General features: G+C 47.5%; 16 protein-coding genes and 1 pseudogene. 1 reads left to right on the top strand and 16 read right to left on the bottom strand.

Annotated features, from left to right (window positions below):
* Positions 1-35: 35 nt before the first annotated feature.
* The 7 genes and pseudogenes from PCORN_RS05945 to PCORN_RS05915 all read right to left on the bottom strand — a co-directional run bounded on the left by PCORN_RS05945 (position 36) and on the right by PCORN_RS05915 (position 8299).
* Positions 36-1727 (bottom strand): phospho-sugar mutase, encoded by a 1692-nt coding sequence (locus tag PCORN_RS05945; RefSeq protein WP_036078442.1) that lies wholly within the window; start codon positions 1725-1727, stop codon positions 36-38.
* Entirely contained in the window at positions 1724-2791 is a 1068-nt protein-coding gene (locus PCORN_RS05940; protein WP_036078440.1) for a BtaManbiosPhlase, read from the bottom strand. Before PCORN_RS05940 ends, PCORN_RS05945 begins: the two co-directional genes overlap by 4 nt.
* A 5-nt stretch (positions 2792-2796) precedes the next feature.
* Positions 2797-3731 (bottom strand): annotated as a pseudogene (locus PCORN_RS05935) (DUF1861 family protein).
* 11 nt (positions 3732-3742) lie between these two features.
* Complete coding sequence (locus PCORN_RS05930) at positions 3743-5269, bottom strand: alpha-amylase family glycosyl hydrolase (RefSeq protein ID WP_149024270.1); 1527 nt, start codon at positions 5267-5269, stop codon at positions 3743-3745.
* 12 nt (positions 5270-5281) lie between these two features.
* Positions 5282-6115: a carbohydrate ABC transporter permease gene (locus PCORN_RS05925; protein ID WP_036078438.1), complete on the bottom strand. Its 834-nt coding sequence runs from the start codon at positions 6113-6115 to the stop codon at positions 5282-5284.
* On the bottom strand, positions 6102-6980 hold the full coding sequence (locus tag PCORN_RS05920; RefSeq protein ID WP_036078436.1) for a carbohydrate ABC transporter permease: 879 nt from the start codon (positions 6978-6980) through the stop codon (positions 6102-6104). Before PCORN_RS05920 ends, PCORN_RS05925 begins: the two co-directional genes overlap by 14 nt.
* Positions 6977-8299: an ABC transporter substrate-binding protein gene (locus PCORN_RS05915; RefSeq protein WP_036078434.1), complete on the bottom strand. Its 1323-nt coding sequence runs from the start codon at positions 8297-8299 to the stop codon at positions 6977-6979. The genes PCORN_RS05920 and PCORN_RS05915 overlap by 4 nt, the downstream gene beginning before the upstream one ends.
* Before the next feature lie 244 nt (positions 8300-8543).
* Between PCORN_RS05915 and PCORN_RS05910 the strand changes: the two genes are divergently transcribed.
* Positions 8544-9545: a LacI family DNA-binding transcriptional regulator gene (locus PCORN_RS05910; RefSeq protein WP_036078431.1), complete on the top strand. Its 1002-nt coding sequence runs from the start codon at positions 8544-8546 to the stop codon at positions 9543-9545.
* A gap of 85 nt (positions 9546-9630) precedes the next feature.
* Here PCORN_RS05910 and pyrE read toward each other — a convergent pair whose 3' ends face one another.
* The 9 genes from pyrE to PCORN_RS05865 form a co-directional block, all read right to left on the bottom strand.
* Positions 9631-10260, bottom strand: coding sequence for an orotate phosphoribosyltransferase (gene pyrE / locus PCORN_RS05905; RefSeq protein WP_036078429.1), 630 nt, complete (start codon positions 10258-10260; stop codon positions 9631-9633).
* Positions 10257-10961, bottom strand: a complete 705-nt coding sequence (pyrF, locus tag PCORN_RS05900; RefSeq protein ID WP_036078427.1) for an orotidine-5'-phosphate decarboxylase — start codon at positions 10959-10961, stop codon at positions 10257-10259. The genes pyrE and pyrF overlap by 4 nt, the downstream gene beginning before the upstream one ends.
* Positions 10958-11872 (bottom strand): dihydroorotate dehydrogenase, encoded by a 915-nt coding sequence (locus PCORN_RS05895; protein WP_036078424.1) that lies wholly within the window; start codon positions 11870-11872, stop codon positions 10958-10960. The genes pyrF and PCORN_RS05895 overlap by 4 nt, the downstream gene beginning before the upstream one ends.
* Positions 11869-12633 (bottom strand): dihydroorotate dehydrogenase electron transfer subunit, encoded by a 765-nt coding sequence (locus tag PCORN_RS05890; RefSeq protein WP_036078422.1) that lies wholly within the window; start codon positions 12631-12633, stop codon positions 11869-11871. Before PCORN_RS05890 ends, PCORN_RS05895 begins: the two co-directional genes overlap by 4 nt.
* 19 nt (positions 12634-12652) lie before the next feature.
* Positions 12653-15856, bottom strand: coding sequence for a carbamoyl-phosphate synthase large subunit (gene carB, locus PCORN_RS05885; protein WP_036078420.1), 3204 nt, complete (start codon positions 15854-15856; stop codon positions 12653-12655).
* On the bottom strand, positions 15849-16937 hold the full coding sequence (locus PCORN_RS05880) for a carbamoyl phosphate synthase small subunit (protein WP_036078417.1): 1089 nt from the start codon (positions 16935-16937) through the stop codon (positions 15849-15851). Before PCORN_RS05880 ends, carB begins: the two co-directional genes overlap by 8 nt.
* A gap of 3 nt (positions 16938-16940) precedes the next feature.
* Entirely contained in the window at positions 16941-18218 is a 1278-nt protein-coding gene (locus PCORN_RS05875; protein WP_036078415.1) for a dihydroorotase, read from the bottom strand.
* The gene (locus PCORN_RS05870; protein ID WP_036078413.1) at positions 18206-19117 is read right to left on the bottom strand and encodes an aspartate carbamoyltransferase catalytic subunit; all 912 of its coding nucleotides are present in this window, start codon (positions 19115-19117) and stop codon (positions 18206-18208) included. Before PCORN_RS05870 ends, PCORN_RS05875 begins: the two co-directional genes overlap by 13 nt.
* A gap of 87 nt (positions 19118-19204) precedes the next feature.
* Positions 19205-20503, bottom strand: a complete 1299-nt coding sequence (locus PCORN_RS05865; protein ID WP_036078405.1) for a solute carrier family 23 protein — start codon at positions 20501-20503, stop codon at positions 19205-19207.
* Position 20504 lies beyond the last annotated feature (1 nt).

Genomic DNA, 20504 nt, shown 5'->3' with positions numbered 1-20504 from the left:
AATAATCTACTTCTAGATTGCTCATCACTGTTTTTTTATATAGTATCAATCTCTGCCAAAACTAGTTTTTCGAGGTTTTGTAAACGCCCTCTTGCCTCTTCTCCCGTTTCCCCAACGCAGCTAAAATAGATTTTGCATTTCGGTTCGGTTCCTGATGGGCGAATGCAGAACCACGCGCCGTCTGTCAGGTGGAATTTTAAGACGTCTGATTTTGGTAGAGTTATTTTGTGTTCTGTCGTTGTTTGATAATTGGTCTGTAAACCGCTTTTGTAGTCTTCTTTGCTGATGACGCCATCGATCGTTTTCTCGCGCATCGTTTGCATGATGGTTCGGATTCGCGCGATGCCTTCTTCCCCTTTTGCAGTAATGGTGTGCAAGGATTCTTCGTGGTAACCGAATTCGTCGTAGATTGTTTGCAAGCCTTCGTATAGTGTTTTACCTTGTAATTGGAAGGATAGCGCGACTTCTGCTGTTAAAAGGGCTGCTTGGATGGCGTCTTTATCGCGGACGAATGGTTCGACGAGGTAGCCGTAGCTTTCTTCGTAGCCAAAAAGGAATGTTGCTTCGCCTGAGGTTTCCCATTCTGCGATTTTTTCCCCGATAAACTTGAATCCGGTCAGCGTATTGTAGGTTTTCACGCCGTATTTCTGCGCGATTTTTTCGCCTAGGTCGCTCGTCACAATGGTCTTGATGAGTACGCTGTTTTCTGGCAGGTTTGGCTGTGTGACTAAATAATGTAGCAATAAAGCGCCCAACTGATTTCCTGTCAAAATTGGATACGTGCCTTGTTCATTTTTAACAGCCACGCCGATTCGGTCGGCATCGGGATCTGTTGCCATCAGAATATCGGCGTCGTGGCTTGCTTCGATTGCCATCGTGAATGCGGCATGGTTTTCTGGGTTCGGTGATGTGACTGTTGGAAACGCGCCGTCTGGAATCGCTTGCTCTGCCACAACGCGGACGTTCGTGAAACCTGCCTGCGCCAAGCTCTGCGTGACGAGTGGCCCACCTGTCCCGTGAAGTGGTGTGTATACGATTGCAAGCTTTGCACCGTGTTCTTTTGTCAAATTTGGATTTTGCGTCACTGCGCGGACTTGTTCTAGATAAGCCGCGTCCGCTTCTGCGCCGATTCGAACGAGTAATCCGTCTTCGATTAGCGCCAATTCTGCGGCTACTGGAATCGCGAACAAATCGGAAATCCCCGTCAAATACGCCGTTATTTTATCCGCAACGTCCAGCGTCATTTGGCATCCATCCGCACCGTATACCTTGAAACCGTTGTATTCTGCCGGATTGTGGCTCGCCGTGATTACGATTCCCGCGGCCGCACGCCACTTACGAACCACGAACGACAACTCCGGGGTTGGGCGTAACGCGTCGGATAAATAGACTTTGATTCCTGCTGCACCGAGAACGCGCGCCGCTTCTAATGCGAATTCTGCCGAAAAATGACGTGAATCATAGGCAATCGCCACGCCATCCGCTTGACGCCCCTGCTCTGTGATATGTGCCGCGACACCGCTCGTAACCCAGCGAATCATGTATTTATTCATCCGATTCGTGCCACAACCTAACTCCCCACGCATACCGCCAGTCCCAAATTCCAAATAACGATAAAACTGTTCACGTTTCGTTTTTTCGTCAGATAATTCCGTCATTTCCTGTTGAAGCGCCGCATCGTCCTTCGACGCCACGCTCCATTTTTGCCAATTTTCCTGCCAAGTCATCGGCTCTCATCCTCCAGCTGCTGCAGAATTTCCGCCAAACTCATCTCGCAACAAGCCATCGACGTATCCGCCACACCGTAGTACATTTTGACAACATCGCCTTCTACAATCGTACCGCAGCCAAAAACAACATCGCCAAAAAAGCCATTTTTCTCATAGTCCGCTTCTGGTTCTAAAATCGGCGTTTCCGTCCGTGCCAGAACTTTCATCGGATCGTTCAAGTCGAGTAGGACCGCTCCCATACAATAGCGATGTTCTTTCGTCGCGCCGTGATACAGCTCGAGCCAACCTTTTTCTGTCTTAATTGGTACCGCGCCACCACCGATTCGACCGCTATCCCAATAACCATCGCGAATGCCGAGCAAATGACGGTGATCGCCCCAACTATGTAAATCAGGCGAAGACGCAATCCAAATATCCAAATTCCCAATACTCTTCAAACTCGGACGGTGTAACGCGTAATATTTTCCGTTCACTTTTTCAGGAAAAATTAGAACATCTTTATTTTCCGGCGCAAAAATGTTACCTTCATATTCATAACTCACAAAATCCTTCGTCGAAATCATCGCGTCCGCCACGCCCATCTCAGAAACCGCGCTGAAATTCACATAGTAAACGTCGCCAATTTGCGTCACGCGCGCATCTTCAATACCGAACGTTTGATATTCGTTAAATGGATACAAAAACGGTTTTTCATCAACAGTAAAGTTATGGCCATCCTTACTTCTCGCAATTCGAATATAAGAAAGTGACGTCAAATAGGCGAAACCTTCCATCTTATCTCTCGTCCGAATCATCCGCGGATCTTCAAAGTCATATGTCGGATCATCCAACCGAAACTCCAAAATATCCAATTGTTGCGTCTCCACATTGAAAACGGGTGCCTTCACAATATTCGGATCCTCACTAATCGGCTTTTCTGCGACACGTAAAAGCAACAACGTCTCACCTTGATACTCTGCAACACCAGCATTAAAAGCTCCCAAAACCTCAAAATCTGGGCGATGCGGTGCCACATCAGCCGGTGTAATTAATGGATTTTCCTCATAACGATAAATGTTCATAATTCCTAATCTCCCTCTCCTTCAAATTTCACAAACGGGTCACGAATCGTGCGTTTCTGCGCGTCCGCGTCGCTTATTCCTACGTATAAATCAGCCGTTCCAGAAGCATTTCGAATCAATCCGCCACTGAAAACAACATCTTCCAAATCAGGTCGCTTGCTCGGCCCAGCCAGAAAATCCGCACGTTCTGCGATAATTTCCATTGGCGCTACAAACGTCGCACTCATCGGATCAATCACGCAAATAGCTGCGTAATAATGCCGATCCCCTGTCACATCAAAATTCGCAATATGGCTGAGCACGCCTAATTTACCATTTTTCAAAAGATGCATCTCATTGGCGCCACCCCATTCACCCTCAGCAAAATGCGGCGGTAAAAGCGGTGCGCCTTCAATCAAAGCCACCGTCAAATCCTCTACTTTCTGGATTCGACAAAAACCAATTTTGCCACGCCCACCTTTTTCGCCTTGCGGACGCGTCAAAACTGCAATCTCACCACTCGGCAACTGCTTCAAACGCAAGTCTTTCATCCCAATCGGGCCTTCGAAAAACAGCGCCAAATCCGCAATCCCCTTCCCGCGATACAAACACGTACGCCACGCCAATTTCTCGGGATCTGCCTCGCTTGGAAACACTTCCACGCCACCGATAATCAAATCCCCATCAATGCGCGTCATAAACGGATCTTGCAACGCCAATTTTGGCATATTCGCAAGTAGTACCCACGCCAAATCCTGTTTTTTCAAAAAAAGCCGATTTCCGCCATTTCGCTATCCCGCGCTTCGATTCGCCCAGCAATCACTTCTTTGCCATCCACAACGAACGGCGCCGTAATGTTGTACACGTCCTTGTCCCCCGCGCCAACAAATGCCAGTCGCTCCACTTTCGCAGGCTCATTCCCCGCACGATATTCCTTCAATAAAACTGCCATCTCGTTCATAATAAACTCCTTCATATCTTAAAAATTACCGCCGCAAACGCTGGCAACACAACCCTATTTGCGTCCACAACCATATGTCTATTCGCTAAAACCTCCGTCAAATCGCCCCACTTGTTCTCCATCTCACGTGCCGCTCCGAAATTAAGACAAACCAGATAATCGCCGCGAACATACGTCAAGAGCTCACCATCCACCTCAAACTCACGATATCCCGGCTCGCAAAAATCCGCCGTTTTTCGCAAGGCAATCAGCGCTTGATAAAAAGCAAACATCCGCTGTCCACGCGCAAAGTCTGGCGTTACCTCACCAATCCAGGCCACCGCTTTATCCGAAAACCCTTCCGGCCAAGTCATCGGCGCCCGCGCCTTATCCCGCGTCTTCTCTTGCGCCACAATCAGCGCCTCACGCTCCGACTTCCCGTCCAGCAAAGCCAACTCATACGCGTAAATGCCCTGCACATCCCGCATTTCGCGCGTCGACTCCGGCACAAAATCCGCCATCCCAATCTCCTCGCCAAAATACACAAATGGAACACCATGCGCCGTCAACATCAGCATCGCCAGTAACTGCGCCACATCCTCGCGCCCATCCGCCAAACGATTCCACGAACGACTCATATCATGACTCCCGAAAAACAACGTCGGCATCCGACCATCCGCATACACCTGCTGCATCCGCGCAAGCTCCGCGATAATCCCGTCACGACTCGCCACACTGCCAAAATTAAAGTTAAACGTCACGTCCAGCCCGTCCGCCCCAGCATACCGCTCAATCTCCGCCAAGTTATCCGAACTAATCTCGCCAACCGTAAAATAATCGCCACGCGCACGAATCCGCGCCCCAATCTCAGCCATTTTTGCCATCATACCCGGCTGATCCTTATCAAAAATGTGCCGCTGACAGCCATCCGCCACTGGATTATCCATAAAGTCCTGCGTCAACGTCAAATTATTAATCACATCGAGCCGGAACCCGTCCAATCCCTTATCCAACCAGAAATCGAACACTTTCCAAATCTCGCGCTCCACCTCCGGATTGGCCCAATTAAGATCCACCTGCTCCGTCGCAAAACTGTGATAATAATACTGCCCCGTCGGCTCGTCCCATTCCCAAGCCGAACCACCGAAAAATGATTCCCAGTTATTCGGAGCATCCTGCCACACAAACCAATCCCGCTTCGCATCATCTTGCGACCGCCGAGCTTCCTTAAACCACGCGTGCTCCGTCGATACATGGTTCACAACCATATCCGCAATCACCCGAATCCCGTGCCGATGCGCCTCAGCCACAAACGCCTCCAAGTCCGCCATCGTGCCATAATCCGGGTCCACCGCGTAATAATCACTCACATCATAACCATTATCCACTTTTGGAGACGGGTAGAACGGCGTCAACCAAATCCCACCGACGCCAAGCTCAGCCAAATAAGGCACTTTTTCAAGCAATCCCTTAAAATCACCAATCCCATCCCCGTTACCATCCTTAAATGACGGCATATAAATCTCATAAAAAACCGTTTCCTGCCACCATTTCAACATCTTTCAAACTCCTTATTTCAATGTAAACTGCATGCCCTCTTGGAATTTTTTCGAGAAGAATAAAAATAGAATAATCAGCGGTAAAGTCAGAACAACCGACGCCGCGTACATCGGACCAGGATACGTTGCATAAGGTCCAAACATTTGCGATATCAACACGTTCAACGTCACCGTCTCATCACTTTTCGTCACAATTAAATCCCATAAAAGATTCGTCCAACGATCCGTGAACAAGAACAAGAAAATAACCGTACTAATCGATTTCGACATTGGCAAAACAACGCGGAACAAAATCTTCAAATCACTTGCCCCATCCAGTTTCGCCGCCTCAATCAACGTATCCGGAATCGCCTTGAAAAAGTTCGTATACATAAAGATCGCCCACATACTCATCATCGTCGGAATAATCATCCCAGCATACGTATCGAGCAAGCCAACATTTGTAATCATCAAAAATTGCGGAATCAATAAAATAATCGCCGGGAAAAACATTTGGAACAAAATCACATTGTTCACAAAAACTTTCCCTTTAAATTTCACTTTTGCAAGCGCGTAACCGACCATAATCGCAAAAAACAACATCAGACCCGTCGCAATCGTCGCTACAATAATCGTGTTAATAAACGCTTGAATCCAGGGTGCCGGAGCCGATATCGCAGCATCTCCAAACAACCAACTCCAAGAACGCGTCGTGAATTCAGTCGGAAACAATTTCCGGTCGACTTGATCCCATGCCGCAAACGAGTTGAGTACGAGATAAATAAACGGATAAATCATGACTAATAGAATCAATGTGGTTAACGTATAGCGAACCGTCATACCCCACTTACTTTTACGACCAACCATTTCTCTCGCCCCATTTCTCTAGTCCTTTTTTAATAACACCAATCGATGCAAACGTTACAACAGCCGCCACAAGCGAGATCGCCGAAGCATAGCCAGATTTTAAGTTTACAAAGGCTTGGTTATAAATCTCCATTTGCCACGTATTGGTCGCAAAGTTCGGTCCACCGCCAGTTAGCTGGTAAACCTCTGTGAATATCCCGAAGCTCACGCCTACCGCCAACACAATCACCGTGAAAAGCGCAGGATACATCATCGGAATGGTAATTTTCCAGAACGTGCGGAACCGGCCCGAACCATCCATCGCCGCCGCTTCGTAAATCTCTTCGTTAATACTAGATAATCCTGATATCAAAATCAGTGCGTAATACCCTGACATTTTCCAAGCGATCATCAGCGAAATAACGAATAGTGATGTCATCGGCGTTCCTAACCAATCAATATTCAAGCCAAAATTGTCACGCAAAAAGATGTTCAGCGGACTGTTATAAGATAGCAAACCTTTCACAATCAAAGACGTCACAACGCCTGATGAAAGATAAGGTAGGAAAAAAGCAACTAAGTATAAACCTTTGAATTTCGGTAACCCGTTCACAAGTACCGCAACGACCATCGACATAATAATCGCGAGTGGTACGAATACAATCAAGAACTTATATGTCACCCAAAACGAGGCTTTCACCGCTGGGCTTGCAATCGCCTTTGTGAAATTATCCAGTCCAACAAAATTAATATCCGGACTCATCATATTCCAATCCGTCACGGAGAGCCAAATCGCCCAAACAAGCGGGATTAGAAAGAAGATGATCGTGAAGATAACATAGGGGCTGGTGAAAGACCAGCCCAATTTATTGTTTAGATTCTTCATTTCTGAAGCACCTCATCCTCAGCTTTCTTCATGTCGTTCCAAGCTTTCGAAGGTTTCTTCTCACCACGAACCACTGGATTCCATGCTTGTTCACCGATGATTTGTTGAATATCATTGTAATCTGCATTATCCATCGCCGGAATCGCGTATGGTACGTTTTCTGCGTACACTTTTAGCGCTGGATTTGCTTTGAAGAACTCAGTGAAAGTTGCGTTTTGCGTTGCATCATCACGCGCTGGAATTAAGTTTGTTGTTTCTAGGAATTTCAAATCATTTTTATCGTTGCTATAAACGAAATCTAGGAATTTAACCGCGGCTTTTTTCTCCGCATCTTTGGCTTGTGCGTAGAACACGATTCCTTTAGCATCCGAATAGGTGTTTACATTTTCAGCGTCTTTTAAGGCATCTGGAACTGGCGGTGTGCTAACCGTATAGGTTTCGCCATTTTTTAGCTCTGGGAATTTCTCTGCCCAGTTCGGGAATGACCACGGGCCAAGATCTGCCATGATGCTCGTTCCTGTTTCAAATGGATCTGTCGCTTGTCCTGCTAATAACAGATCATTTTTTTGTAGCTCAGACATGAATGTTAGCATTTCTTTTCCAGCTTTGTCATCCGCTACAAATTTACCATCTTTGACAAATGGATTCCCTTTTGAAGCCGCGTTGTATAATGGGAAGAAGTCAAACCAACGCATCCAAGCTGTCGGATCCGCCAAGTCTGCTTTTGCCCACATCACTTTGTCTGGATATTTCGCTTTTAGTTTTTTACCAGCAGCGAGCACATCACTATATGTTTTTGGCGTTTCATTCACACCAATTTCTTTCAAAATATCAGTACGCCATGCGAAAAGAATCGGGTTAGAGTAAACTGGGAACACATATTGGTTACCGTCCGAGAATTTCCAAGCGTCAAGGCTATCGGTCATTTTACGTTTTTCAGCTACTTCTTTCATGCCATCGATTTCATTGATAGGCACGATTGCTTTACTGTCCGCCAATTGTGCGGCAAAGCTACGATTTATATTTTCCGAAATAGTTGGCGCTGTTTTCGACGCAATCGCCGCTTGCACCGTTGCTTCAGAAGATGGACTTTCTTTCATTTGTGATACTTCGATTTTAATATCTGGATTTTCTTTCTCAAAAGCTGTTGCCATTTCTCCCCAAAACTTCATCTGTGTTGGATTTGGCGCAGCCCAAAATGTTACCTTCGTCTTGCCATCAGCCGACGCGTCATCCTTACTTCCCGAACCACATCCCGCTAGCAAACTCCCTACTAATGCTACGGATAAAACAGAAAACACCACTTTTTTTAATTTCATCTTCCATGTCCTCCTAGTTAAATCATATTGTAATTTTGTAAGCGCTTGAATTACAATTACATTATTGCATTACATTTTTGTAATGTCAACAATTACTTTTATATATATCACTTATTATAATGCATAAATGGTGATAATTGCATCATTTGAAGTCACATTACAAATAACATTACTTTTCAATTGCATTCTGTCGCTAATACTCTTATAATGAAATGAGAGAAAGTCCCATCTAGGAGGAAAAGGAATGAAAAAAGTCACGATGCAAGATATCGCAGACGCTTTACAGATTTCTAAAAACTCGGTATCGCAAGCCTTAGGGAATAAAAATGGCGTTGGCGAGCAAACAAAGCGACTCGTTTTACAAAAAGCAGATAAAATGGGATACCAATACAAAAAAGACGTGGTTTACACGCCTACCGATAACCAATTTGCGCTAGTAGCAACCGAATTCGCCTTATCACAAAAAAGTTTTTTTGGTGAGATTTGTTTGAGTTTAGAACAGGAAATGACGGCGCGGGGGTTTTATTTGACGACGCTCGCTGTTGGTCCAGAGGCTATTGCTGCGAACCGTTTGCCGCGTGAATTAGAGGAGAAGAATTGGCGAGGAATTTTTATTTTATCGCATATTAGTGATGTTTTTGTGAAGCAGATTTTGGAATTGGACGTGCCGACTGTGATGATTGACCACCACGATCCACATTTGCGGACAGATACGATTTTGTCGCAGAATAAAGATGGTGCATTTGTTGCCGTGGAACATTTGATAACGCTTGGGCACGAACGAATTGGCTTTGTTGGCGATGTTGATTTTTCGCCGAGTTATGAGGAGCGTTTTGAAGGATATTGTAAGGCGATGCGGCATTATAAGTTGCCGGTGAATTCGCATTACACGATTACGAGTATACAAGAGGAGCAGGCCGCGCTATTTCAGGCATTGGAAGGCTTAGAGGAATGGCCGAGCGCGTGGTTTTGCGTGAACTCAGGACTTGGCTTTATTTTGAATTCGTATTTTCAGTCGAAGGGATTGGCGATTCCAGAGCAGGTGTCGATTGTTTGTTTTGATAATACGGAATTTGCGATTTTGGCACAGCCACCGCTAACGACGATGTGCACCGATTTGCGATTTATGGGGAGAAAGGCCGCGGAGACGATGGAATGGCGACTGCGGAATCCGAGTGCGCCGATCGTGAACGTGGCGATTGGGACGGAGTTGGTTTTGAGGGAATCGACTGGGAGATTAGTTTAAAAAAGGACGGGTGTTGCATCGATATAACAAGACTGCCACTTAACAAAATAGAGAAGGGCCTCCTCACAGAAGCCACTTCTCTATTTTAATTTCCCCACTTCTCAGGGTCTTTATTCCACTCTTTCAACGTCGCCATATCGCCTTCTGATACGTAACCTTCGTCCAAAGCGACTTCCAGTAGTGTTTCATAATTCGTAAGTGCAGCAACTTCCACATTCGCAGCGCCAAGCAACGTTTTCCCTTTTTCTAATCCGTATGTAAAAATAGCGGCGATTCCGAGAACCTCGCATCCAGCTTCGCGCAAGGCTTCTACGGCAGTAATGGAGCTCCCGCCTGTTGAAATCAGGTCTTCAATCACAACTACTTTTTGACCTTTTGTGATTGGACCTTCGATTTGGTTGCCTTTGCCGTGTTCTTTCGCTTTCGAACGGACGTAAACCATTGGCAGGTCTAGGATATCGCTTGCCCATGCGGCGTGCGGGATGCCGGCTGTTGCTGTTCCTGCTAGTACTTCCACGTCAGGAAATGCAGTTTTGATTTTTTCAGCGAGTGCTGCCGCGATGAATTGACGGGTTTTTGGGAACCCTAATGTTAGGCGGTTATCGCAGTAAATTGGTGATTTGATGCCGGATGCCCACGTGAATGGATCGTTTGGTTGGAGGAATACGGCTTTTATTTTTAGTAATTGTTCGGCTACTTGTTTTTCGGTTGTCATTTGTTCCACTCCTTTAGAATCGTTTCGTATGATTGGTACGGGTCGCTCGCTTTGGTGATAGACCGGCCGACGACGATTGCCGTTGCGCCAATTTCGCGGGCTTGGTGTGGGGTTACGACGCGTTTTTGATCGTCCTTTGTGTCGGTGTCTAGGCGAATTCCTGGTGTGACACGTAAAAATTCGGGACGGGTGATTTCTTTAATTTTATCGGCTTCAAGCGCGGAACAGACAACGCCATCGAGACCTGCTTCATTCGCCAAATGGCTGTAATGTAGTACGGAATCCATCAGACTTGCTTGAATCAGTTGATCGGACTGCATTTCCGCTTCGCTCGTGCTCGTTAGTTGCGTGACGGCGATAAGGCGCGGGCGGCGGGAAGAGCTGGAACCGATTTCGAGACCTTCGAGTGCGGCTTCCATCATCGCGCGACCTCCTGCTGCGTGTACGTTGACCATATCGACGCCCATGCGAGCCAGGCCAATCATCGCGCTTTTGACGGTGTTCGGAATGTCATGCAATTTTAAATCGAGAAAAATTTCGTGGCCGTCGTGTTTTAAGCGCTCCACCAAGTGTGGACCTTCAAGATAGAAAAGTTCCATACCGACCTTGACGGACAGCGTATCTCCTTTTGGAAAACGTTTTAAAAATGCTTCGACTTGGGCGTATGAGGCAAAATCGAGCGCAATAATTGGTTTTGTCATGCGTTTGTTCTCTCCTTTTTTAAGTCAGCTAAAGTCGTGATTCCCAGTTCATCCATGCGGGCTGGCAAGGCGTCGATCAAGTTTGGGCAAATATACGGCTCGGTAAAATTAAGCGTGCCTACTGCGACGGCATCTGCGCCTGCGATTAGAAATTCGAGGACGTCATCCACGGTTTGGACGCCTCCCATGCCGATGATTGGAATGTTGGAAACGGCACGGATTTGATGGATCAGGCGAATCGCGACAGGTTTGATGGACGGGCCTGATAAGCCGCCAGTGCCGTTTGCCAAAATTGGTTTGCGCGTTTTGAGATCGATACGCATCCCCAGAAGGGTGTTGATCATCGTGAGTCCGTCGGCGCCTGCTTCTTCGATCGCCTTGGCAATTGGGACGATATCGGTTACGTTTGGCGAAAGCTTCACGTAAATTGGAACACTGGAAACGGCCTTGACTGCTTTTGTGAGTTGGTAGGCTACTTCTGGATCGGTACCGAATGCGATACCGCCATGCTTCACGTTTGGACACGAGATGTTGAGTTCGATTGCCTTCACGTTCGGTGCATCGCCAATTCGTGCACAAACTTTGACGTAGTCTTCTTCGGATGCGCCGGCCACATTCGCGATGATTGGCGTGTCGAAGCGCTCTAGCCATGGCATTTCGTGCGCCATCACGTGATCGAGACCAGGATTTTGGAGGCCAATCGCGTTTAGCATGCCGGATGGTGTTTCCGCCACACGCGGCGTTGCGTTGCCGTAACGCGGTTCTGGCGTTACCGCTTTCGCCATGATAGCCCCGAGCAGGTTCAAATCGTAAAACTTGCTGTATTCTTTGCCAAATCCGAAACAACCGGACGCGGGCATGATTGGATTTTTCAATGATAATCCTGGTATTTCAACGGCTAAACGGTTCATATGACTACCTCCCCAGCTCGGAAAACCGGGCCTTCATCGCATGCTTTGTAACTTTTCGTCGGATCATCGGTGCGCTGACAAACGCAAGCGTAGCAAGCTCCTACACCACACGCCATCCGTTCTTCTAGCGACAAAAATGTCCGCTTGCTAGCAAATCGTTCGGAAACGACGCGTAACATCGCGGTTGGCCCACAACTGTACACCGTATCTGGCGCAAAATCAAGCGCATCGGTCACCGTCGTTACAAAACCTTGCGCTCCCTGCGTTCCGTCTACTGTTGCAACAAAACAGTCTCCCAATTCGCCCATTTCTTTTTCGTAAAAAACGTCTTTTGCAGAGCTGAAACCTAAGACAAACGTCACTGTCGATCCTTGCGCTACCAGTTCTTTTCCAAGCTGATAAAGCGGCGGAACACCAATTCCACCACCGATTAATAGGGCATGTTCACTAGGTTTCGTTTCTGTCGGGGCAAAACCATTCCCAAGAGGGGCGATGACATCAATCGTGTCACCTCTCACTAGTTCCGCAAAATCCGCTGTCCCTTCACCGTCAACACGATAGAGCAGCGTACACTCCTCGTTTGCCTTATCAATCGCACAAATACTAATCGGGCGTCGCAAAAGCAAATCCGCTCGGCGAGGTTTGAGCTGTATAAATTGTCCTGGATTCATCTCCAGAACAATATCCCCCTTTAAAACCAGCTCAAACACCCGATCCGCGATTAACTTTTGACTGACTACTTCCATCTTTGTTTGTCTCACGTTCTTCCACCCCGTTCTCTTAAACTGTTTCGATCACTCGAGCAGGTTGCATAGCTTCCATTTCAAACGACCGTGATTCGAGCACCCGCAAAATTGCTTCTGCTGTATCTAGCGACGTACAAACTGGCACACCGTTTTCGACCGATTCCCGACGAATTTGGAAACCGTCACGCTCTGGTTGTTTTCCAGTCGTCAACGTATTAACAACAAGCGTTACCTGTCCATTGCGAATGTAATCAATCAACGTTCCTTGATTTTCGCCGATTTTCTTCACTTTAGAAACTGGAATTCCCTGCTCTTCTAAAACAAGCGCCGTTCCAGCTGTCGCCATGATGGTAAAGCCGATATTTTTGAAGCGTTTCGCCAGCGCCGTTGCTTCTGCTTTATCGCGATCTGCTACCGTCAATAACACCGTTCCGTAATCAAGCATTTTCACACCACTCGCCACAAAACCTTTGTATAGCGCCTTTTCAAGCGTACGATCTTTCCCCATCACTTCTCCCGTTGACTTCATTTCAGGGCCAAGCGATGTATCTACGCTACGCAATTTCGCGAATGAGAACACTGGCACTTTAACAAAAATCTCTTGTTTTTCTGGTGCTAAACCTTCTTTGTAACCGAGCTCTAGCAATGTTTTTCCTAAAATTACTTTCGTCGCCACATTTGCCATTGGAATGTCGGTAATTTTGCTTAGGAAAGGCGCGGTACGGCTTGATCTTGGATTGACCTCGATCACGAAAACTTCTTCATTGGCAACGACGTATTGGATGTTCAGCATGCCAATGATTTTCAAGCCTTTCGCCAAGCGCGTCGTGTAATCCACAATCAGATCTTTCACATGTTGCGTCAAGCTTTGCGCAGGATAAACCGCAATCGAGTCACCCGAATGGACCCCAGCCCGTTCGATATGTTCCATAATACCCGGAATCACGACGTTCACACCATCACTAATCGCGTCCACTTCCACCTCTTGTCCTTGCACATATCGATCGACAAGTACCGGATGTTTCGGATTCACTTTTACCGCGTTGTTCATGTAGTATTTAAGCGCCTCTTCTGATTCCACGATTTCCATTGCACGACCGCCGAGCACGTAGGATGGGCGTACCAAAACTGGATAGCCAATGCTCGTTGCAACTGCGACTGCTTCATCGATTGACGTCGCTGTTTTCCCGTCTGGTTGCGGAATTCCAAGCTCCACAAGCGCTTTTTCGAACTTATCACGATTTTCCGCACGATCGATGTCTTCAAGCGAAGTTCCAAGGATTTTCACGCCGCGTTCTGCCAAACCGTCCGCCAAATTGATTGCCGTTTGACCCCCAAATTGTACCACAACGCCTAGCGATTTTTCGAGTTCGATCACATGCATCACATCTTCTAGCGTCAATGGTTCAAAATATAGTTTGTCGGAAATACTGAAATCCGTCGAGACCGTTTCCGGGTTATTATTGATGATAATCGCTTCATATCCCGCTTGTTGAATTGCCCAAACCGAGTGCACCGTCGCATAGTCAAACTCAACACCTTGCCCAATCCGAATCGGCCCAGAACCAAGCACAATCACACTTTCCTTCTCCGTACGAATCGATTCATTTTCATCCTCGTAACTGCTGTAGAAGTATGGCGTTGTCGACTCGAATTCCGCCGCACACGTATCCACCATTTTGTAAACTGGAATAATTCCCGCTTCTTTACGAATATCATACACCTCAAATGCCGTCATATTCCAAAGTTTTGCGATTGCACCGTCACTGAATCCGTTCCGTTTCGCCGCACGTAGTACTTCCAAATCCCCAACATTCGTCGCAATTTCCGACTCCTGTTTGATAATTTTCTCCAATTTATATAAGAAAAACAAATCAATCTTCGTTTTCGCGTGCAGGTCTTCAATCGTCCAGCCTTTACGAAGCGCCGCTGCTAAGAAAAACAAGCGATCATCTTCTGGGAAGCAAATTTTGCGTTCCAATTCTTCCAAACTCGCGTTCTCCGCCTCGTCCAAATACAGATGCGTTGTCCCGATTTCAAGCGACCGAACCGCCTTCAAAAGTGACTCCTCCAAATTTCGACCAATCGCCATGACCTCGCCTGTCGCCTTCATTTGCGTTCCTAAACGACGATCCGCCTTTTCGAATTTATCAAAAGCAAAGCGTGGAATTTTCGACACAACATAGTCAAGCGCTGGTTCAAAATGAGCATACGTTGTTCCCGTTACCGGATTTTTCATCTCATCCAGCGTCAAGCCTACCGCAATTTTCGCAGCCAATTTCGCAATCGGATAACCCGTTGCTTTCGAAGCGAGCGCCGACGAACGGCTCACACGTGGGTTCACCTCAATCACGAAGTAGTCATAACTATCAGGATCAATCGCCAACTGAACGTTACAGCCACCCTCGATTTCAAGCGCGCGGATAATTTTCAGCGACACATCACGAAGCATTTGGTATTCGCGGTCCGAAAGCGTCTGACTCGGCGCCACCACAATCGAATCTCCTGTATGAATCCCGACTGGATCAATATTTTCCATGTTACACACGACCATCGCATTGTCATTCGCATCGCGCATCACTTCATACTCGACCTCTTTAAATCCAGCAATACTACGCTCAAGCAAACATTGCGTCACAGGACTGAGCTTCAAACCACTTGCCACGATTTCCGCCAAATCCGCGTCATTCAGGCAAATCCCGCCACCCGAACCACCAAGCGTGTAAGCCGGACGCACAATCACCGGATAACCAATTTTTGCAACGAAGCTTTTCGCCTCATCCAAACTATGAATAATGTCACTCTCCGGCACCGGTTCGTTCAGCTCATGCATCAAATCACGAAACGCCTCGCGATCCTCCGCCTTCTTAATCGCCACCAAATCCGTTCCTAAAACCTCCACACCACACTCATCCAAAATTCCCGCTTCCGCAAGTTCCATCGCCATGTTCAGTCCCGTTTGACCACCAAGCGTTGGCAAAATTGCATCTGGGCGTTCTTTGCGAATAATCCGCGATACAAAATCAAGCGTAATCGGCTCGATATAAACCTTGTCCGCCATCTCCACATCCGTCATGATCGTCGCCGGATTCGAGTTTACAAGCACCACTCGATATCCTTCCTCTTTCAAACTCAGACACGCTTGCGTCCCCGCATAGTCAAATTCCGCAGCTTGTCCAATCACAATAGGGCCAGAACCAATTACTAAAATAGTTTCAATATCCTCACGTTTAGGCATTTTGTTCCGCTCCCTCCTTCTCCATCATCGCTATAAATTGATCAAATAAATAGTTCACGTCACTCGGTCCAGGATTGGCTTCCGGATGGTACTGCACCGTATAAGCCGGAAACTCCTTGTGCGCCAAACCTTCTACCGTTCCATCATTCAACTCGATATGCGTCACCACAATATCTTTTCCAGTAAGCGAATCCGCATCCACCGCATAGCCATGGTTTTGCGCCGTAAAATCAACACGTCCCGTCGCCAGTTCCTTCACAGGGTGGTTCGCCCCACGATGTCCAAATTTCAATTTAAACGTATCCGCCCCATTTGCTAGAGCGAAAAGCTGATGTCCTAAGCAAATCCCAAACAGCGGCACTTTCCCTTGCAATCCGCGAATCATTTCCACTGCTTCCGGCACATCTTTCGGGTCACCAGGTCCATTTGAGAGCATCACACCATCCGGATGCATCGCGAGAATCTCCTCCGCCGTCGTATTATAAGGCACGACCGTAATATCGCAATCCCGTCTGTTCAACTCACGCATAATACTACTTTTCACGCCATAATCCACCAGCACGACACGCTTGCCTTCTCCCGGATTCGTAAATGCCTTCGAACAAGAAACCTCGCGCACTTGATCCACCGGCAACCGCACCGAACGCAGATGATGCAGTAAATCTTCCCGATTCGCCTTTTCCGGAGCCAAAATCCCTTTTAGCGTTCCTTCCTTGCGAATAATCTTCGTCAATTTCCGCGTATCAATTCCCGCGATTCCAGGAATGTCTTTTTCCTTCAAAAATTGATCCAGCGTCATTTGGTTGCGCCAATTCGAAGCAAATTCCGCCGCCTCACGCACCACCACACCTTTTACAGCTGGGTGAATCGATTCAAAGTCGTCACGATTCACGCCATAATTCCCAACGAGCGGATATGTAAACGTGATGATTTGCCCGTAATAACTCGGATCCGTAATCGTCTCCTGATACCCCGTCATGCCTGTATTAAAAACAACTTCCCCGATCGTTTCGCGGTCGCTACCAATGGCCTCACCGATAAAAAAGTTCCCATCTTCCAACATCAAAATCCGTTTTGCCATGCGTTATTCCACCCCTTCTTCAAAAACAAGCGCGCCTTCTGCAAACGTCGCTACCGGCCAACCAACACAACTCCAACCAGTAAATGGCGTATTTCTACCTTTTGATGCAAAATTTTCTGGATCAATCGCGGCTTCTTTTTCCAAATCAATGACAGCCACATCCGCGATACCACCGATTTCAAGCACACCGTACGGAAGATTAAAGCACGCGGCAGGTTTCACCGTCATCCAGTCAATCAATTGTTTCAGCGTCCACTCGCCCGTTTTCACAAATTGCGTGTAAAGTAGCGGGAAAGCGGTCTCCAAGCCAACGATTCCAAACATTGCTTTTTCCATTGGCACATTCTTTTCCTCCGCCGAATGTGGCGCATGGTCCGTCGCGATAAAGTCAATCGTTCCATCCAGCAATCCTTCAAGCAATGCAGTATGATCTTCCTGCGCGCGCAATGGCGGATTCATTTTCCAATTCCCGTCATTACCCGGAATATTCGTCTCATTCAAAATCAAGTGGTGCGGTGAAACCTCAGCTGTTACGCGAATCCCAGCCCGTTTCGCATCACGAACCGCACGAACCGATTCCTTCGTCGAAATATGGCAAACGTGATAATGACAGTTCGCCGCCTCCGCAAGCAACACATCGCGTGCAATTTGAACCGACTCCGCAATATTCGGAATGCCCGCCAAACCTTGCTTCTGCGCAAAAATCCCGTCATGCACGACCCCGCCGTACACCAGCGAATTATCCTCACAATGCGCCACAATCGCCATGTCAAGCGCCGCCGCTTCCTTCATCGCCTCATACATCATGCCCGCCGTCTGCACACCCACACCGTCATCCGTGAAAGCGAACGCGCCGGCCTCCTTCAAAGCCGCAAAGTCCACCAACTCGTCACCCTTCAAACTCGACGTAATCGACGCGTAAGGCAATACACGAACCGCCGCCGTTTCCTTAATCCGATTCACAACCTGCGTCATCACTTCCGCCGTATCCGGCACCGGTTTCGTATTTGGCATCGCACAAACCGTCGTGTACCCACCACGAGCCGCAGCCGCCGTCCCAGTCGCAATCGTCTCCTTATGTTCCCCACCCGGTTCCCGCAAATGCACGTGCACATCCACAAGTCCAGGAGCCACCAGCTTCCCAGCCACATCAATAACTTTTGCACCATCTAGCGTCACATCTTCGCCAATCGCCGTAATCCGCCCATCCGCAATCGCCACGTCCTTAACAACCAAATCCCCAGTTTCCGTCAACACTTTTCCATTTTTCAATACGTACATGTCGTCACCCTCGTTTCTTTATCTTGGCAAACTGCCTCTAAAATAGCCATTCTAATGTACACACCGTTCGTCATCTGTTCCACAATTCGCGATTTCTCGCATTCCACCAAACTATCCGCAATCTCCACATCCCGATTCACAGGACTTGGATGCATGATAATCGCGCGTTCCTTCATCTTCGCAGCCCGCGCTTCCGTCAAACCATACTTCTCGTGATAGTCCGACTTCGTAAAACTAAGCAACCCGTCATGCCGCTCCTCCTGCACACGCAAGAGCATAATCACGTCCATCTGCTCCACCAAATCATCCATCGCCATATACGTCCCAAGCGCAGCACAACTCTCACGCATCCACTCCGGCGGCCCCGCAAAAAACACCTCGGCACCAAGACGTTTTAGCGCCTGCATGTTCGAATTCGCCACTCGGCTATGCACGATATCCCCGACAATCGCGACCTTTAGCCCTTTAAAACCACCAAACTCTTCCTTAATCGTAAACAAGTCCAGCAACGACTGACTCGGATGTTGCCCGCAGCCATCGCCACCATTCACAACCGCAATCCCTAATTTGCGAAGTGGCTCATAATAATTCTCGTCCGAATGCCGGATAACCGCCACATCCACACCAATTGCCTGCATCGTCAGCGCCGTATCATATAACGTTTCCCCTTTTGTGACACTCGATTTAGATGGGTCGAAAGAAAGAACATCGATGCCAAGCTTCTTCTCAGCCATTTCAAAACTATTATGCGTTCGCGTACTTGCCTCAAAAAACATATTCACCGCATACATTTGCTTTTTCGGAGTCCAAATTTCTCCTTGCTTGAAACGTGCTGCTTTCTCCAATAACTCACCAATCTCCGCTACAGAAAGCTCTTCCATCGACACTAAATCCTTCATTCGAACCGCCACCTTTTCTAAAAATTAGATACTATTTTATAGGAAAACCTCTAAAAAATTGCGCTTTTTCAGAGGTTTTCGTAGATGTTATGATTTATGCGCTTTAGCCTCTGGTAAGACTAAATTCAAGATTATTCCAAGTAATGCAGCCATCGCCATGCCCTCAAGTTTGAAAGAACCAATTTCAACTAGCAAACCACCGATTCCGACAACAAGGACAACCGATGCGATAATCATGTTACGATTCACGCTAAGGTCGACGTGACTTTCAATCATCATCCGCAAACCACTCGTTGCGATAACCCCGAACAAGAGTAAGGAAATCCCACCGAGCACCGCGGTTGGTACCGAAGTAATCACCGCATTAATGTATCCGATAAATCCGAATGCGATTGCCAAAACCGCTGCGCCACCGATAACAAAGACACTGTACACTTTCGTAATCGCTAGCACCCCGATGTTCTCACCATATGTCGTCACAGGCGGTCCACCGATAAGTGAAGCAATAATCGACGCCGTACCATCCGCCGCGAGCGAACGATGCAACCCTGGATCTTTAAAAAAGTTACGATTCGTAATTCTGTTCAAAAGAAGCTGATGTCCCATATGCTCCGCCATCGTCACAAAAGCAAGCGGCGCCATCGAAAGGACGACCGTTAGCGTGACAACTGGATCCATGTTCACAAACGGTATTGTAAAGTCTGGCACTTGGAAAAGACTCGCATTTTGAATCAAAGTATAATCGACCAACCCAAATGCCATACTCACCAAGTAACCGATGGCGAATCCGCAAAGTATCGGAATAAGCCCGAAGAATCCTTTGAAAAACATCATCGCAATAATCGTCACGACTAATGTAATCAGCGCTACCAGCAAGATTTTGTAATCATATTCGCCACCACCGTTCGTTCCCATCGCCATCGCCGCAGCGCTTGGAGCTAGTGACAAACCAATAACCATGATAACCGGCCCAACCACGATTGGCGGCAATACGCGTTGAATCCATTCGATTCCCACGTAATAAACAATCATCGCCACAATCGCGTACACAATCCCAACCGAGAACGTCCCGACCATAACCGCCCCAGGCCCTCCGCCAGATTTTGCAGCAAGCAACATCGTTATTGGCGCTATAAACGCGAACGATGAACCTAAGTAAGCCGGAATTTTTCCTCGCGTAATTAACAGGTAAGCAAGCGTCCCAAGCCCACTGGATATCAGCGCCACACCTGGATTTAATCCTGTCACAGTTGGTACAAAGATTGTCGAGCCAAACATCGTGAACAGATGCTGGATGCTAAGCACAATCCATTTATTCCAAGCCGGCTTCTCGTGAATATCTAGTACCGGTTTTACGTAATTTTCAGGTGTCGTTTCTTCTGTCATC

It is taken from the genome of Listeria cornellensis FSL F6-0969, assembly GCF_000525855.1.
Lineage (GTDB): Bacteria > Bacillota > Bacilli > Lactobacillales > Listeriaceae > Listeria_A > Listeria_A cornellensis.
The sequence above is the reverse complement of the archived record's forward strand: the minus strand, read 5'-3'. Positions and strand labels throughout refer to the sequence as shown.